Annotated in this window: 16 protein-coding genes and 1 pseudogene; 7 read left to right on the forward strand and 10 right to left on the reverse strand. The window is 54.9% G+C overall.

What is annotated here, in order from left to right; genetic code table 11:
* Nucleotides 1-144: 144 nt before the first annotated feature.
* A complete protein-coding gene (locus ACP97_RS21160; RefSeq protein WP_336884760.1) occupies nt 145-363 on the reverse strand; it encodes a hypothetical protein in 219 nt (72 codons plus the stop codon).
* Between the two features lie 466 nt (nt 364-829).
* On the opposite strand from ACP97_RS21160, the gene ACP97_RS18420 reads away from it, so the two are divergent.
* Together ACP97_RS18420 and ACP97_RS18425 are read left to right on the forward strand one after the other, a co-directional pair.
* The gene (locus tag ACP97_RS18420) at nt 830-1,333 is read left to right on the forward strand and encodes a DUF2938 domain-containing protein (protein WP_049999306.1); all 504 of its coding nucleotides are present in this window, start codon (nt 830-832) and stop codon (nt 1,331-1,333) included.
* A 171-nt stretch (nt 1,334-1,504) separates the two neighbouring features.
* Nucleotides 1,505-1,780 (forward strand): annotated as a pseudogene (locus ACP97_RS18425) (ISH3 family transposase); the annotation flags it as partial.
* Between the two features lie 745 nt (nt 1,781-2,525).
* Here ACP97_RS18425 and ACP97_RS18430 read toward each other — a convergent pair.
* The gene (locus ACP97_RS18430; protein ID WP_049999307.1) at nt 2,526-3,347 is read right to left on the reverse strand and encodes an SDR family NAD(P)-dependent oxidoreductase; all 822 of its coding nucleotides are present in this window, start codon (nt 3,345-3,347) and stop codon (nt 2,526-2,528) included.
* Between the two features lie 93 nt (nt 3,348-3,440).
* Between ACP97_RS18430 and ACP97_RS18435 the strand changes: the two genes are divergently transcribed.
* The 4 genes from ACP97_RS18435 (at nt 3,441) to ACP97_RS18450 (ending at nt 5,717) form a co-directional block, all read left to right on the forward strand.
* Nucleotides 3,441-4,076, forward strand: a complete 636-nt coding sequence (locus ACP97_RS18435) for a helix-turn-helix domain-containing protein (RefSeq protein ID WP_049999308.1) — start codon at nt 3,441-3,443, stop codon at nt 4,074-4,076.
* 434 nt (nt 4,077-4,510) lie between these two features.
* The gene (locus tag ACP97_RS18440) at nt 4,511-4,849 is read left to right on the forward strand and encodes an ArsR/SmtB family transcription factor (protein ID WP_049999309.1); all 339 of its coding nucleotides are present in this window, start codon (nt 4,511-4,513) and stop codon (nt 4,847-4,849) included.
* Complete coding sequence (locus ACP97_RS18445; RefSeq protein ID WP_079977722.1) at nt 4,846-5,334, forward strand: SRPBCC domain-containing protein; 489 nt, start codon at nt 4,846-4,848, stop codon at nt 5,332-5,334. The genes ACP97_RS18440 and ACP97_RS18445 overlap by 4 nt, the downstream gene beginning before the upstream one ends.
* A 2-nt stretch (nt 5,335-5,336) precedes the next feature.
* Nucleotides 5,337-5,717, forward strand: a complete 381-nt coding sequence (locus tag ACP97_RS18450; protein ID WP_079977726.1) for an iron chaperone — start codon at nt 5,337-5,339, stop codon at nt 5,715-5,717.
* Between the two features lie 204 nt (nt 5,718-5,921).
* Here ACP97_RS18450 and ACP97_RS18455 read toward each other — a convergent pair whose 3' ends face one another.
* Both ACP97_RS18455 and ACP97_RS18460 read right to left on the reverse strand, forming a co-directional pair.
* On the reverse strand, nt 5,922-6,389 hold the full coding sequence (locus tag ACP97_RS18455; RefSeq protein WP_049999312.1) for a MaoC family dehydratase: 468 nt from the start codon (nt 6,387-6,389) through the stop codon (nt 5,922-5,924).
* Between the two features lie 352 nt (nt 6,390-6,741).
* Nucleotides 6,742-7,299, reverse strand: a complete 558-nt coding sequence (locus ACP97_RS18460; protein WP_049999313.1) for a dihydrofolate reductase family protein — start codon at nt 7,297-7,299, stop codon at nt 6,742-6,744.
* Between the two features lie 251 nt (nt 7,300-7,550).
* On the opposite strand from ACP97_RS18460, the gene ACP97_RS18465 reads away from it, so the two are divergent.
* A complete protein-coding gene (locus ACP97_RS18465; protein ID WP_049999314.1) occupies nt 7,551-8,090 on the forward strand; it encodes an alpha/beta fold hydrolase in 540 nt (179 codons plus the stop codon).
* 302 nt (nt 8,091-8,392) lie between these two features.
* Here ACP97_RS18465 and ACP97_RS18470 read toward each other — a convergent pair whose 3' ends face one another.
* From ACP97_RS18470 to ACP97_RS18495, 6 genes are all read right to left on the reverse strand, one after another.
* Entirely contained in the window at nt 8,393-9,118 is a 726-nt protein-coding gene (locus ACP97_RS18470) for a methyltransferase domain-containing protein (protein ID WP_049999315.1), read from the reverse strand.
* A 443-nt stretch (nt 9,119-9,561) separates the two neighbouring features.
* Complete coding sequence (locus ACP97_RS18475; protein WP_237561244.1) at nt 9,562-10,020, reverse strand: LysE family translocator; 459 nt, start codon at nt 10,018-10,020, stop codon at nt 9,562-9,564.
* 147 nt (nt 10,021-10,167) lie between these two features.
* Nucleotides 10,168-11,082, reverse strand: a complete 915-nt coding sequence (locus tag ACP97_RS18480; protein ID WP_049999316.1) for a glycosyltransferase family 2 protein — start codon at nt 11,080-11,082, stop codon at nt 10,168-10,170.
* A gap of 416 nt (nt 11,083-11,498) precedes the next feature.
* Nucleotides 11,499-12,302, reverse strand: coding sequence for an ABC transporter permease subunit (locus ACP97_RS18485; protein WP_049999317.1), 804 nt, complete (start codon nt 12,300-12,302; stop codon nt 11,499-11,501).
* Nucleotides 12,299-13,084 carry an ABC transporter permease subunit gene (locus tag ACP97_RS18490; RefSeq protein WP_049999318.1) on the reverse strand — a complete coding sequence of 262 codons (786 nt, stop codon included), beginning with the start codon at nt 13,082-13,084 and terminating at the stop codon, nt 12,299-12,301. Before ACP97_RS18490 ends, ACP97_RS18485 begins: the two co-directional genes overlap by 4 nt.
* Nucleotides 13,077-14,093: an ABC transporter ATP-binding protein gene (locus ACP97_RS18495; protein WP_049999319.1), complete on the reverse strand. Its 1,017-nt coding sequence runs from the start codon at nt 14,091-14,093 to the stop codon at nt 13,077-13,079. The genes ACP97_RS18490 and ACP97_RS18495 overlap by 8 nt, the downstream gene beginning before the upstream one ends.
* Nucleotides 14,094-14,096 lie beyond the last annotated feature (3 nt).

The raw sequence follows: 14,096 nt of genomic DNA on the forward strand, positions 1-14,096 counted from the left end.
ACACTCATCATCACGCAGGCGGAACTCGCGGGCGAGCTGTAATCGACAGTCCTGCGTAGCTTGATCGTGCCCTCTTACCTACCAAGATGCCCCTGTCAGCGACCAAGTGATTGTTGACAGGGATAATCGAGATGTTCTCGCTGATCAGTTTCTGAGTGTGACCTCAGCTAACGTTGTAAACCCAGTGAGGGTGAGGTCTGACTCATTCTGCGCTTCGTTGGGTGTCGGACGAGTCCTCCGGAGGTCCTTGAATTCCGCTAGTGGGGCTGTTATTTTGGTATTGATCTGCCAGTCGTCAGGCACGGTGATGTCGATCTCGGCAAAGACTGTTCGTACATTCAGCACTACCGGCGGCGTTGCCACCTCCGACCCTCGCAAATCGAGATCAGTTGTTGCGAGCACGGTTGTCAGCGTACCACCCTCAAATTGAGACGATGTGATCCGACGAATGTACCCACCCAGGATCACTTGATGACTGAGTTTCATGATGTGATTTGAAGGGAAGAGCTAGGAAGTATAGTTTGTGGCTCACAGCATCACAGATTGGGTTTGAATCCATCTTAATTGCTCTCGGTGGCTCGGAAATCGCCTCGGTGCAGGCAGGATAAGCTATGAGACCACGACCAAAGTCAGACTGTTAAATGGAGCCGAGCGCACAGGAGGGAACACTTCAAGGTGCCGTAATATGGCGGATTGAAGATGGCAAGGGTCGATACACTGATGCGAGCGGACTAGTGGTGTCCACATTTGCCTTTGAACCGGATGTACCAACCTCCCGTGAGCTTCAGATCATCCGACTATTTCTGTCTTAGAGAAAAACATAATACAAATGAACGAAGAATTAGAACTCGTTATACGTGTAGCTTTGATAGGAGTCGGTGCCACTGTCATAATGGACATCTGGGCTTTGTTTCTAAAACATGCTTTTGGAATTTCATCACTAGATAACAGAATGGTTGGCCGTTGGTTTGGTCACTTCTCACACGGGAGCTTCATGCACAACAACATTAGAGAGTCCTCTCCTATTCCTGGCGAGCGCATTATCGGATGGAGCGCTCACTATGTAATCGGTATTACTTGGGCAGGTATCTTACTAGCGATATGGGGGCTGGACTGGGCACGTCATCCAACCTTGCTACCAGCATTGATTGTCGGTCTCGCCACTTTGGTCGCCCCCTTCCTCATAATGCAGCCAGGAATGGGTATTGGCATCGCCGCTTCGAAAACCCCGAATCCGAACGTTGCTCGCCTAAAAAGCATTGCCGCCCACACAGTCTATGGTATCGGTCTGTATAGTTCCGCCTTGCTATCGGCGCTACTGATCCAACCGTAGCCTCGATGATCGTATATTTCTAGCAATAGCGGCTAGACTCAGTACCTCACAAAGCGGGTTAGGTAAACGGGCTGCTTGGTCGGTTGATGCGACCGGACCAAGCAGCCAACGAACTCACAGAAGAGCAGGTGCTTAACTTCCTCGTCAACACCCTTGACGAGGAGATCGATATCGACCTACCATTTTTCCGAACGAAGCATTGCGAATACGACGACACAGAATCCAGCGGTGCGTTTTCTGTACGTGCTGATCAGCTTCCTTCTCCAGAATGCGTGGCGGTATCTGCACTGGGAGTACGTGGCGTCGCCGCGCCGAGGCGCGCGACGCCTCTGGCCGTGGCGATTCGACGAGTTCCTCGGAATGGTACGTCGAGCAGTGGAGACGGCGCTCGCGGTGCATCGCGCCGTCCCCGCAAACAAGCCACCAGACGACCGCTTCAGACGCTAATCCACCGACCGGGAAGCCCGCCCGGCGAGTGGCAACACCGTCGCGTCGGCGGCGTTCCGCCGCCGACTGCGACAGGCACGATACTCTCGGTGTCGAACCGCTTTCCTTAGCAGTTGCTCGGTACCGATCTCACATCTCAAAACCAGTCAGCTGGCGAGCTTTGTGAGGTACTGAGACTTCATTACAGAGCCTGGACGGTTACTTTTCGGCCGTCAGACTTCTTGCAAGCAACGATGTAAACACCTCTTATACGGACTTATAGTGTCCTTCGTTGGGCGCTGTCTAGTTACTTGACTTCGCACGTTTGCTGACTGACAGCAAACTCAGAGGAGCGATGCCGCTAAGCGGATCGCCTGCGTACGGAGAATTGGGCGTCTCAGGACATGGTAGCGGTTCACTTGGCTTGCATGGAAGGTGCGCGTCCTGCCCTCAGGCAGGAACCACCAGACGTGGATGCTGGCCCTGGCGTGTCCTGTGACGCCCTTCTCTACCGGTAAGAACACACTTCAGCCGCATTACTCTCACGGCAGAATCACTCGCTTATCGCTAATCTGTCGGATTCACAACGTGCGAAGTCAAGTAACTAGACAGTGCCAGCATACCATTCCTATCAGTTACTGCGGGTTTCAACAGAGTCAGTATTGTGAAAATCTGTGTACAGAACAAGCTGGGCTCAAGGTAGCGGTTCGAAAATACGTCAGTCAACGGAGGAAACCAAACACCGACAAAGCACGTCGATGAACGGTCAGCGTTCGGGCATTTCCTCTATTCGAGGAACACCATCCACGGTGATTGTCTCCCCGACGATGTGCGACGAGGCGGGACTGGCGAGAAGCTGTGCGATATCGGCGATCTCTATTGGGAGAGCGATCCAGCGTTCGACGTCGTTACGGTCGATATCGGCCGCGGAGATTCCCAATCCCGATTCGATAGCTGGCGTCGCGACGAATCCTGGTGCGATGCAGTTAACCCGGACATCGTCGCCCGCCCACTCGTAAGCGAGCGTCGTCGTGAGATTGATTACGGCTGCCTTTGCGGCGCTGTAGTGGCTCAGATGCGGCGTTCCCCGCTGACTTGCGGCGCTAGAGAGACCGATATTGATTACTGTTCCACCGCCCTCCTTGAGGTACTTGCCAGCGGCCTGTGTACAGTGATACGTTCCGTGGAGATTGACATCGATGACCGTCTTCCACTCGTCTTCTGAGATGACATCGAAGTCGGTCATGAACCTCGTGCCGGCATTGTTTACCAGCACATCTACGGTACCGAATTCTTCAACAGTTGCGGTGACGAGGGCCTCCACCGCTTCGCGGTCGGTCACGTCACATTCGACAGCGAGTGCTGTGCCGCCTGATTCCTCGATTCGCTTGGCGACGGCATCGACGTTCTTCTGGTCGCGAGAGCAGATCACGACGTTGGCTCCATCAGCGGCGAATCGCTCGGCGATTATTTCCCCGATTCCACTTGAGGCCCCCGTTACGATTGCAGTGGTTCCTTCGAGACTGGATGGGGAACTCGTTGTAGTCTCTCGATTAAGATGGTCACGAGTTTCGTCTTGCGGTTTCATTTTGGGTACTTGTGATAGTCGGGGAACTATCGTAGCCTCATCCAGAAACCGGTTTCCGTGTTTAAATACTACCGAAGCAGATACCAGCACGAGATGGCTCATCTACGACTGAAGCTTAACGCGGCGGCAGCGGAGGACTGGTTGGCCGATCTCTCAACCACACTTCCAGAGACGACGTTCAACGTATCAGCGACGATTCCAATGGATGAAGGCTTGCTCGGAATTGTCGAAGTACGGACGCTGGACAGCAAGACACTCGTGAGCTATCTTGAAGAAGTATCGGAGATGACCTCGTTCGAAGTGCTCCATGAGGATGATCAGATGGTGGTATTTCAGTTTAAGAGCCGGATGACGGAGTCGTACAGCGTACTGTTAGCGTCTGGAACTGTTCCACAGTATCCCGTCAGCCTTCAAAACGGGTGGTATTCTGCCCAGTTGACGGCTTCACAGGAGCGGCTGTCGGAGTATTTGGATAGATTATCAGTAGTTGAGATTCCGTATGAGATTGTATCGCTGACTCACTCGTATGATCCGAGTGAGGTCCTTACGGAGCGCCAGTGGCAGGTCATCACCGAAGCAGTCGAACGCGGGTACTACGAGCCTTCTCGACGCTGCACGCTCGCCGAGTTAGCAGATGTATTTGACATCAATAAATCATCGGCAAGTAAATTGCTTCAACGGGCCGAAAACAGGATCGTCAAGGCATTCGTCGCTGAAGCGACTCCTTAGCTTGGACGTGCTCTCTTGGCGAGCTACCGCAGATGATGCCTACTATTCAAGCGTATTTCTTCCCAGATTATCGGCCGAAGTTGACCTTCACACATCATGATCTGAATAATCTTCTCCTCTATTCACCGAAGACATCCCCCAATCGCCCCTCATGAGAGGTCGAGCTCGGTTGCCAGTCACGTTGCGTTGCACGCTGCAGAATGATATATTGGGATTAGCAATGGAATCCATACTCTGTTTTGTGTGCTCTCCGACCGCTGTCAGAAATGCCGTGCAAGATACAGAGGCTGTATTCATCAAGACCATTCTTTGTAGATTTCCGATGGATAAACACGGTCGCCCCTTTGCGATTTGATTATCACGCCCGTCTTGCTGTGCTTTGGAGGACTATTTAACTATAGGGTTAAATAGTAGGGCCACATATACTCAACCGGATGGTTGAACAGGAGCCAGACGACCTAAAGCTCGACGCGGTCTTCCAGGCGCTCTCTCACCCGATACGGCGGGCAATCCTCGAACAGTTGACCGACGGTCCAGAGAGTGTGGGCAACTTGGCCGAACCTCACGACGTTTCCCTGCCGGCTGTATCCAAGCACCTGCGCGTGCTAGAGGACGCTGGGTTACTCAACGTCGAGAAGGATGGTCTTGTTCGCCGCTGCCACCTTGATGCCGTACCGCTTTCTGCGGCGTTCGGGTGGTTGACTCAGTACCGCGTTTTCTGGGAAGACCGGTTAGCGGCACTGGCCGACCATCTGGAGAACGAAAACCAATGACAGACAACCCCCACGAAGGGAATTCGCCAGCGAAAGAGAACATGAGAAACGAAGAGCGAAGCATTACCGCAAGTCGCGTGATCAAAGCGTCACCCGAACGAGTTTACGAGGCATTTCTCACTCCTGGCGACATGGCGGTGTGGGCGCCTCCGGAAGGGTTCCGCGCTGATGTCCAGGAGGTCGAATCCGAAGAAGGCGGGTCCTTCAGAATCGAGAACATTGGAGAAGAAGGGATGGAACAATACTCTCATACGTTCGAAGGCACCTACCAGGAGCTGAAACGCGGCGAGAAGATAGTTTGGACCGAAGAATCAGAAGAAGATAATGACCGTAGTACTGTCACGGTCACCTTGGATACAGTTCCTGATGGGACCAAGGTGACCCTCCGCTTAGAAGGCATCCCCGAGGATATTGCCGATGAATACGGGGTCGCGGAGGCCTGGGAAGGTACCCTCGAAAAACTCGCCGATCAGGTGGAGGAATGACCATGCCAAGTAACGATGAATCATCAAAACCAAAGGACGTTGATTCGTACATCGCTAATTCCGCGAGGGAGGCCCGTCCGACACTTGAAGAATTCCGCGAAATAATCAAATCGACTGTTCCAGAGGCAGAGGAAGGAATAAAATACAACATTCCGTTCTATGAATTTCACGGAACTCACGTTGGGTTTACCGCATTCAAGAACCACGCTACCGTTGGCATTGGTGCAGACGCACTTCAGAGTGAAGACCGCAAAATGCTCGAAGAGAAAGGCTACAAAACCGGAAAAGAGACCATCCAAATCAAATACGACCAAGCGGTGCCGACCACGGAGATACAGCAACTTCTGGAAGCGAAAGCAGAAGAGGCCAAAAAGGCGCAGTAATCGAGGCTTCACGGTTTGAGGGGGCAGTGCTCGCAACTCATTACGGGAACGGGCGTAGTTGTTCTTTAGCTTGAATACGGATTAGTGATGCATTCGCGCTTGTATTCAGCAGCGTTTTCCGAACTGCCGAGTTGCTGCCGAGTGGCGCGGGGCGCAGAGGGTGTATCTCGAACCTGGCCTCTGTTGCTATCTCTTGTTTTTTAGCTATTGAGTTGACCTCTGTCGTTCAATCATCCCCAGGAGTATCCAAGAGATGACGGACTCGTCGTTCTGGTTGAAGCCGGTAAGCTTCGCATGGATATGTCCCACCCCAGAACCACCCTCTGAAGAGTGTTTATCAATGATTTCCATCTGGAGGGACAGCGTGTCTCCTGGTCTGACCGGTTTGTGCCACCGGAGTTCATTGACGCCGCGCCCGCCCGCACTAGCCATGTCTGTGATAATCCCATCGACAAGCATCCGCTGGCAAACCGCTGCTGTATGCCATCCACTTGCAATGAGTTCCCCAAAGATAGAATCCTGTGCTGCACTCTCATCAACATGGAATGGTTGCGGATCATACCGTTCTGCGAACTCAATAATCTCCTCTTCCGTTACTGTGTAGCTGCCGAACTCAAACGTCTCTCCCACGTCGAAGTCTTCGAAGTAGTAAGGGGGGTCACTTGGTGCCATCAATTGTTCTATACCACATATCTACATCAATACATCTACCGTGATATTTTACCGTTTGTAGCCCTCGCTGCAGCAAAGACGAGATGAGCACAATTGTGGAAGCCTATAAAAAGCGACTCTCGCATGATTTTATAGGTTTCCCAACGGATAGAACGCCATTTTGATTTCATACAGTAGATCTCGCCATTGAATGCCGGAAATTGCAAAATACACGCTGTCTATGCAGCAACGTTTGCACGAACTGCCGAGTTTCTGGCAGAAGCGGCGTGCTGCATAGAGAGGCTGTATTCAGTAAGGAGTGGCTACTGACAGAGCAAGTGCTGATTCGCTGTAGAAAGAGGGAGATTGCTGATTAGTTTTCTTGTCTCTCTGGCTGGTAAGTGAGGATGAGGACGTCCGAACCGACCGTTTTCGTATCCACGAGTTGTAGCGCTGTCGTATCGCTCGGATCTTCGAAGAGGCGCTTCCCGTTCCCTAAGATGACGGGGAAAGTCATGAGCCGGTACTCGTCGACCAGATCGTGTTCCATCAGTGTTTGGACGAGCTGTGCGCTGCCGTTGACCAGAATGTCGCCGTCCAGCTCCTGCTTCAGGGTAGAGACCTCGTCCGCGACGTTTTCATCGATGAGCGTCGAGTTGTTCCATTCGAGGGGTTCCTCGAGGGTCGTCGAGACGACGTACTTGGTCATACTGTTGAACTTATCGGCGAACCCCGTTTCGTCCGTCTGGCCCGGCCACGCCTCCGCGAACCCCTCGTAGGTCACTCGCCCCAGCAACAGCGCGTCGCTTGCCATCACTTCGTCGAGTTTGAACGCGTCTCCGTCGTCTCCGCGGTCGAACTCGAACGTCCAAACCGGGTCTTCCATGACGCCGTCCACCGACACGAACTCCGAGACGATTACGTTACCCATGTGATTTCACCACGAAAGCTACCATGAGCGAGGACGTATTCAATTAATCGTTCGTGAAATTACTGACCACTGATGAATGTGTATCTTTATGTCTAAGTGTATAATACTACTTCGGCGGTTGATGCAGAGTAGCCAGAATCCCAAGCTGACAGTGATTGACTAAACATCGCAGGGAGTGGCTAGTCCACTTTCGCCGCTTAGCGCTTCTATAACTCGATAGATGGAATAGACACCTATCGAGAGTAGATTCTATGAAACAACAAGTGCTGTTTATTCATGGTGCCGGTGGGTACGAAGAAGACAAAAAATTGGCAGCAGAGCTGCGGGATGGATTAGGGACTGCATACGAGGTGCAGTACCCACAGATGCCAAATGAAGATCATTCTGGATACGAGGCATGGAAAAATCAGATCGGAAAGGAACTCGCTGTGCTGGATGGCGAGGTGATTCTCCTTGGACACTCTCTGGGCGGTTCGATTCTGTTGAAATGTCTTTCCGAAGAGAAGACAGAAACGTCTATTGGCGGTATATTCCTTATCGCACTGCCGTACTGGGGTCCCGAAGGTTGGCAAGTCAGTGAATACGAACTGGAGAAAAACGTTGCGTCAAAGCTCCCGAGTGAATTGCCTGTATTCTTTTACCACGGCCGCGACGACGAAATAGTACCGTTTGCCCACCTCGCGCTGTACGCTGAAAAACTCCCGCAGGCAACGTTTCGCGAATTTGATGGCCGCGGACATCAGTTCAACAACGATTTGTCTGAAGTTGCCCAGGACATCAAAAGACTGTGAAGAAAGAACTCATAGAGAGATAACAGCCGGTTTACTCATGCTACTTCGGCGGTATCGGTTCAACCGCCGAAGTAGTAATAAGCAGAACGTGGTGAGACACCTCGACTTGACCTACCGATGTGTAAGATACGCGCTCTGTATACAGCAGTAACTGAGCTACTTACTGGGTTTCTGGCAGAACGCCCGTGCAAGATGTAGAGGCTATATCTCGCATCTGGTCTCTATCGCTATCTCTTGCCTTCTTAGCAGTGGAGGCAACCGCTGTCAGCACTCAAGTGGCTACTACAGGGTGAATTGAACCGTTACGACTTCGACAGCGCTACCTGATAGTGAGGTCTGTATGTGTTGGTAGGTCGACTAATCTTAGCAACATCCCACTCGGTACCCACCACAGCCTCTTGCACCCTGTCTGGACTGAATAGCCGGAATAAAAGCGTCTTATCAACATCGCACTCATATTCGAAGTGCATCACCCGGTAGGCGAGTCCAGTTGTCGGATCGGCTCGGTACCCGAGCATATTGGCGGATTCCTCCTCTTCAGGATCAAAGCCGTCAAGCACGGCAGTTGCGTCGGATGTCGTCACGAACGCGAGATCGCCGAGAAACTGGCGAAGACCTTGCATTGACCCCGCGAGACCTAGCTGGGTTCCAATTGCGAGCGCCGACTGGAATCGGTCGCGTTCGAACGTCTTGCGGAGCGCGAACATATCGGCATAACGAGCGTCATTGACACCACGCTCACGCATCGTCTCGACAAGGTGCTCACTCACCTCGATGGCGACTGTTTCGAAGTGATCCTGAAAGTAGACCGTATCACGCCCCGCACCTGCACCCATATCTAGTAATGGGCCATCGAGCCACGACACGCGCCACCCACCACGCTTACCGGCAGTAGGATCGAGTTCGCCAAAGTAGTTTTCCTCAACTGGGTGCTCACGGGCTTCTTTACCATCCCGTTGAATAAGTGGTTCATCCATTTTGCCGCGCTGATAGTCGTGAATAGCACGACCGAATGCATCGGATTTCATCACATCATGTGACACAGCCTCACTTGTAATAAAACCGCCATGAGAATCGATAGCGAGCGCGAAGACCTAGCGAATCGTATTGAGGAAGAATGGACGTGAGCGAAACAGAATCGGGTGGATGCTCTGTCACTCGCTGCTGCACCACCTCCACTACCGCGGCACTGGCAGGATAAGGATGAGCGTGGCGTGCAAGATACGCGCTCTGTAGTCAGCACTGTCGTTCAGAACTGCCGTATCTCTGCCAACTCTCGCCTGACCGATTCAGAGGGGTCAGCCACTCGCGCGCTCTTCGAGCGCCAGTCTGATCCCAAACCCAACAAGGACACTCCCACTTGCGTATCGGAGAGCACTCCGAACGAGTTCGCGCTCGGCAATTACTCGCCGAGTCTTACTGGAAAAGACGGCGAGTGCGGCCTGATACAGAAACCCGAGCGTTGCGAAAATCACTCTGAAAGCGAAATTTGGAGCGGAACGTTCCCATTCGATTGAACAAACTGCGGAAGAAACGCCAGAAAGAAGATGGCAACCTTCGGATTAAGGACGTTGATCATGAGCGCGTGGCGGTATGACTCTGCCGGGGTATACTCGGTCGTCTCATGTGTGATCTCGAATTCTTCACGATTCAGAATCGTTTGAATGCCCAAGTACACGAGGTAGCCTGCGCCAACGAATTTTACTGCGGTGAACGCGAGCGCTGATGTCCTGAAGATGGCCGACAGTCCCAGAACAGCACCAGCCGTGTGAACGATACTGCCGCTTGATGATCTAAGCGCGGCGGTGATGCCTGCGGCTCGTCCGTCGCTGATGGCTCGGGTCAGCGTGTAAATGCTGTCCGGCCCAGGAGCGACGATGAGACCCAATGCAGCAGGAATGAATGCGATCAGTACACTGAGGTCAAACATACGACAGGCTTACCTATCACTGGCATAAACATATCGTTTGTCTGTCTCCCGACGTTACATTCGCTCCCCACTGTCGCGCTCGCTCACGAAGAGGGGGCCGTCTAGTGACTTGGGGTGGTAGTTCATCACCTGGGTGCTGTGGGGACGCTACTTGACAACCGAAACGTCGAACTTCCCGCGCCAGCGATATCGCCGGCCGCCCCAGACGAACGTCCGGCGGACCAGCGCGTACGGGACGAGAGGCACGAACGCGAACAGTGCCGGGTAGGCGAGCGCAGCCGTCCACCGACGGACGCCCAGGACTTCGTTGACGGCGAAGTGCAACATCGTCAAGGCCACCACCATAGGGAGCGGGGCCAAGATTGCAGCCACGAGTGCGAGCACCAAAACGAGACAGATCCCGGTGACGGTGCCGGGGAAATGCCACCGAAGAATCTTCGTCCACCGGACTGGCCGCTCAATCGCCTCGTGAATGGTCCCACCAATGGGAACGATGTGTGTCCGGCCGACCGTCGTCACCTCAAGGTACTCCATGAGGAGTCCGTCGTCGCTGACGGTCCGCCGCAGTTCATCAAGAAACGCTGTCTCGTCGATGTCGCCGCGGTCGAACATGACCGCGCCACCCCATATCTGGTTGCCGAGGTAGAGGCCCAGTGAGCCTGCTGAGGCGTACAGTGGTTCGAGCAGCACCGACAGAGGGTCTTGTCCGACGAAATACGGTACCTCTGACACCGGGCCACGCTGCTCATAGTCCGCGCTGAGGGTCGCCAGCCAGTCCGGAGGGTGGTGGAAATCGTCGTCAGTCCAGACGAGGCGGTCGTGGCGCGCGGCCTCCATCCCGGTGACGATGGCGTTGGCCTTTCCCGAACAGCCCTCCGGCTCCCCTGCGGCGACGAGCTGGACGCCTTCGTAGTGATTTTCCTGACCGGTGACGGGGTCGTCCCCGCTATCGTGGATGACCAACAGCTCGTCGCTATCTCCGAGTTGGGCGGCCAGCTCCCCGCATGCGTCGGTCCACCTCGTCGTCGGCAGAAGGACACTCATCGGTGACCGGTCAGACATGGCGGTGACTTCTGTCGGTGACTCGAAAAATGAATCGATTCCTGTCGTTCCAGTACGTTTAGGACGAACAATCGCCGTCTTCAGCCTACTCGTGGAAATTTCATACTCTGAGAGGCGTTCGACGGGGGGCAGATTGATGAATACGGGCTGTGTCGTCCGTATCGTCGTTCAGAACTGCTGTATCCTGTTAGCTCTTGCCTGACCGACTCAGAGAGTGTATTCAGCAGGGAATGTAGCTGTGGTGGGAATATGGAAAGCAATCGGTTGCGTTAGGCGGAGGGGTTGGTGACAGAGAGGTACTGAGAATAGTCGTGGCCGTATCCGATGCAGGTTTGTCACCAAAGTCACCAAGCGTTGGAGAATCGGGCCTCAGTCGAAGCACTCGAACGGAATGGTTCAACCTAGCAGTATCCAGTTTACTGAATGTCCATCCGCGTGAAACGGACCTGGCTCACGGCTATCAATACGAGTGTGGCAGCGAGCAGAATTCCCGCACTCGTGAAGTCGTAGGTCCCTTCGAGCATGATTTCGTTCGCGTCGAAGTACCTCATCGGAGCGATGTTTGCCAGCCAGCCGTAGTCCGTCACAGGGATGAACGACTGGAACAGGTACAGCGCGAAGAGCACGCCGATCGCCGCGTTCTGGGCGGTGTCCTTGTCGTCAAGCAACACCGATAACACCAGCCCGATGGCCCCACAACACAGTAGGTACGGGATTGAGAGTACGTGGACCATGATGAGTTCCTCCACCGCTATCGACGGGTCGATGAATAGCGTACCGACGTAAATCGCCGCCGGCGTGATGACGCTGGCGATGAGGATCGGTACCAGCAGCGAGAGGAACGTCTCAACGAGCACGGTCGTCCGCGAGACCGGGTTCGCAAGCAGCACGTCCATCCGGTCTTCGTCGATATCGCCCCGAACCGACCCTGCCGCGCTGTACGTGAGGTAGAGACCGAAAAACACCGCCCACATCAGAGTGTAGAATTCGCCGGCGAGTAGCCCTCCGAGACTCGTCATGCTCTGGAGACCGAACGCTTCGATGAACGGCTGGGGTAACTCCGCCATGACCTGCTTGAACTGGGCGCTGGCGGCAATGTTGGTCGTGATCAGCGGAGCGGACGCGACGAACAACATCGCCAGCAGCGCGAACGCAACGCTGATCCCGAACGCGCTCTTGAGTCGGTGCTCTCCTTCGTAACGCAGGACGTTAAGAGTCATTGGATATCCATCCACCCGAACCGCCACTGACCGGCGAGAACCAATATCACGGCGGCCACAAGCAGGATTCCTGCGCCTGCGAGATCGTAGTTGGCGTTGACGAGAATCTCGGTCGGATCGAAGTAGTTCATCGGGGTGAGAACGCCGAGGAACTCCAGATCCGTGCCGATGAACGCCGTCTCGACGAGGAAGGCCACCACAAGCACGCCGACCGAGGCGTTTTGGGCGAGGCTCTCGCTGCCGAGAAACACTGAGAGTGCGAACCCGACCGCCGCACAACACAGCAGATACGGCACCGCCAGCGCGTGGAGCGCGACGAGGTTCGTAACGTCGAGCGGTTTGTCGATGAGTACCGAACCGACGTAGAGCACGATCGGCGTGATGGCGTTGACTGCGAGAATCGGCACTAGCATGGAGAGAAATTCCTCACCGACGAGTCTCGTTCGGGAGATTGGCGCGGAAAGGAGGGTATCCATCCGGCCTGTCTCGATGTCACCCGCGACCAGTCCAGCAGCGGTGTAGGCGAGATAGAGGCCAAGCACGAGTATCCAGCCGAACTGATAGAGTTCGACCGCGAGCAGTCCCGGAAGGGTGTTGAACGCCGCAAGACCGAACCCCTCGGTGAACTGCTGGGGGAAGTTACTGAAGATCGCTTCGAGGTCGAAATCGGAATAGGCGGGCGAGAGCGCGACGAACATCGCGCCGTAGAAACTCGCCGCGATTGCAATAGTGGCCCCGAGCACCAGTTTGCGTTCGCCCTCGTAGCGTGCGACCTCAAACATTCGCCTGTCTCCCGACGGTGCCCGACTTGCGGTCGGGGTCGACCTCACCATAGAATCGCATGAACACGTCTTCGAGTGGTGCGTCCTCAATGTCGAGATCGAGGACGTCGTACCCGATGAGGTGTTCGAGCAGGGCGTTGTAATCGCCCGTGTACGTGAAGTTCACGCTCGTCCCATCACGGCCGTCCGACGAGGTGTCATCGCTCTCCGTCGATGGGCCGTCTCCGCTGCCGTCGGCGGCGGTGGGCTGGACTGGCTGCTCGTCGCCGGTGACGCTCACGTCGTGTGCGCCCTCGATGGCGAACGCGCCAGCCTCGACAGGTTCGGCGACGCGGATCGAGACGCGCTTGCCGCCGCGTTCGAGCAGCGTCTCGACATCTTCGAGCTCGACGAGGTGGCCGTTCCGGATGACGCCCACTCGGTCGCAGATCTTCTGGACCTCGCTCAGGATGTGCGAGGAAAAGAAGAACGTTTTGCCCCTGGCCCGTTCGCCGCGAATGAACTCGTAGAACCGCTCCTGCATCAGTGGATCCAGCCCCGAGGTGGGTTCGTCCATGATGACGAGGTCGGGATCGTGCATGAACGCGAGCACGACCGCGAGCTTGCGCTTGTTGCCCGTCGAATACTCGCCGATCTCGCGATCCATCGGCGGGTCGAACAGTTCCAGCAACTCATCGCTGCGCGTATCGCCCTTGAGCGACGCCTGGTACCGCAGAAACCGCCGGCCGGTAACGCTCTCGTCGAAACCCATCTCCGCGGGGATGTACCCCACGTGTCGCTTGGCCTCGATCATCGCGCTTCGGTCGGTGATGTCGTGGCCGAGCACGCTCGCGCCCCCCTCGGTCGGCGATTGGAACCCCATCAGCGTCCGAATTGTGGTAGACTTGCCTGCCCCGTTCGGTCCGAGAAAGCCGAAGATTTCACCATCTTCGACGGCAAACGATAGTGACTCGATTGCACGAACGTCTCCGTAGTCTTTCGTGAGACCGTTTACTTCGATCGCTGCCATGTC

This window comes from Halococcus sediminicola (assembly GCF_000755245.1).
Classification (GTDB): domain Archaea; phylum Halobacteriota; class Halobacteria; order Halobacteriales; family Halococcaceae; genus Halococcus; species Halococcus sediminicola.

Excerpts from the sequence above, each read along its gene's own strand:
- ACP97_RS18420 (WP_049999306.1), top strand. The coding sequence starts at position 830 with ATGAACGAAGAATTAGAACTCGTTATACGTGTAGCTTTGATAGGAGTC.
- ACP97_RS18430 (WP_049999307.1), bottom strand. The coding sequence starts at position 3,347 with ATGAAACCGCAAGACGAAACTCGTGACCATCTTAATCGAGAGACTACA.
- ACP97_RS18435 (WP_049999308.1), top strand. The coding sequence starts at position 3,441 with ATGGCTCATCTACGACTGAAGCTTAACGCGGCGGCAGCGGAGGACTGG.
- ACP97_RS18440 (WP_049999309.1), top strand. The coding sequence starts at position 4,511 with ATGGTTGAACAGGAGCCAGACGACCTAAAGCTCGACGCGGTCTTCCAG.
- ACP97_RS18445 (WP_079977722.1), top strand. The coding sequence starts at position 4,846 with ATGACAGACAACCCCCACGAAGGGAATTCGCCAGCGAAAGAGAACATG.
- ACP97_RS18450 (WP_079977726.1), top strand. The coding sequence starts at position 5,337 with ATGCCAAGTAACGATGAATCATCAAAACCAAAGGACGTTGATTCGTAC.
- ACP97_RS18455 (WP_049999312.1), bottom strand. The coding sequence starts at position 6,389 with ATGGCACCAAGTGACCCCCCTTACTACTTCGAAGACTTCGACGTGGGA.
- ACP97_RS18460 (WP_049999313.1), bottom strand. The coding sequence starts at position 7,299 with ATGGGTAACGTAATCGTCTCGGAGTTCGTGTCGGTGGACGGCGTCATG.
- ACP97_RS18465 (WP_049999314.1), top strand. The coding sequence starts at position 7,551 with ATGAAACAACAAGTGCTGTTTATTCATGGTGCCGGTGGGTACGAAGAA.
- ACP97_RS18470 (WP_049999315.1), bottom strand. The coding sequence starts at position 9,118 with ATGAAATCCGATGCATTCGGTCGTGCTATTCACGACTATCAGCGCGGC.
- ACP97_RS18475 (WP_237561244.1), bottom strand. The coding sequence starts at position 10,020 with ATGTTTGACCTCAGTGTACTGATCGCATTCATTCCTGCTGCATTGGGT.
- ACP97_RS18480 (WP_049999316.1), bottom strand. The coding sequence starts at position 11,082 with ATGTCTGACCGGTCACCGATGAGTGTCCTTCTGCCGACGACGAGGTGG.
- ACP97_RS18485 (WP_049999317.1), bottom strand. The coding sequence starts at position 12,302 with ATGACTCTTAACGTCCTGCGTTACGAAGGAGAGCACCGACTCAAGAGC.
- ACP97_RS18490 (WP_049999318.1), bottom strand. The coding sequence starts at position 13,084 with ATGTTTGAGGTCGCACGCTACGAGGGCGAACGCAAACTGGTGCTCGGG.
- ACP97_RS18495 (WP_049999319.1), bottom strand. The coding sequence starts at position 14,093 with ATGGCAGCGATCGAAGTAAACGGTCTCACGAAAGACTACGGAGACGTT.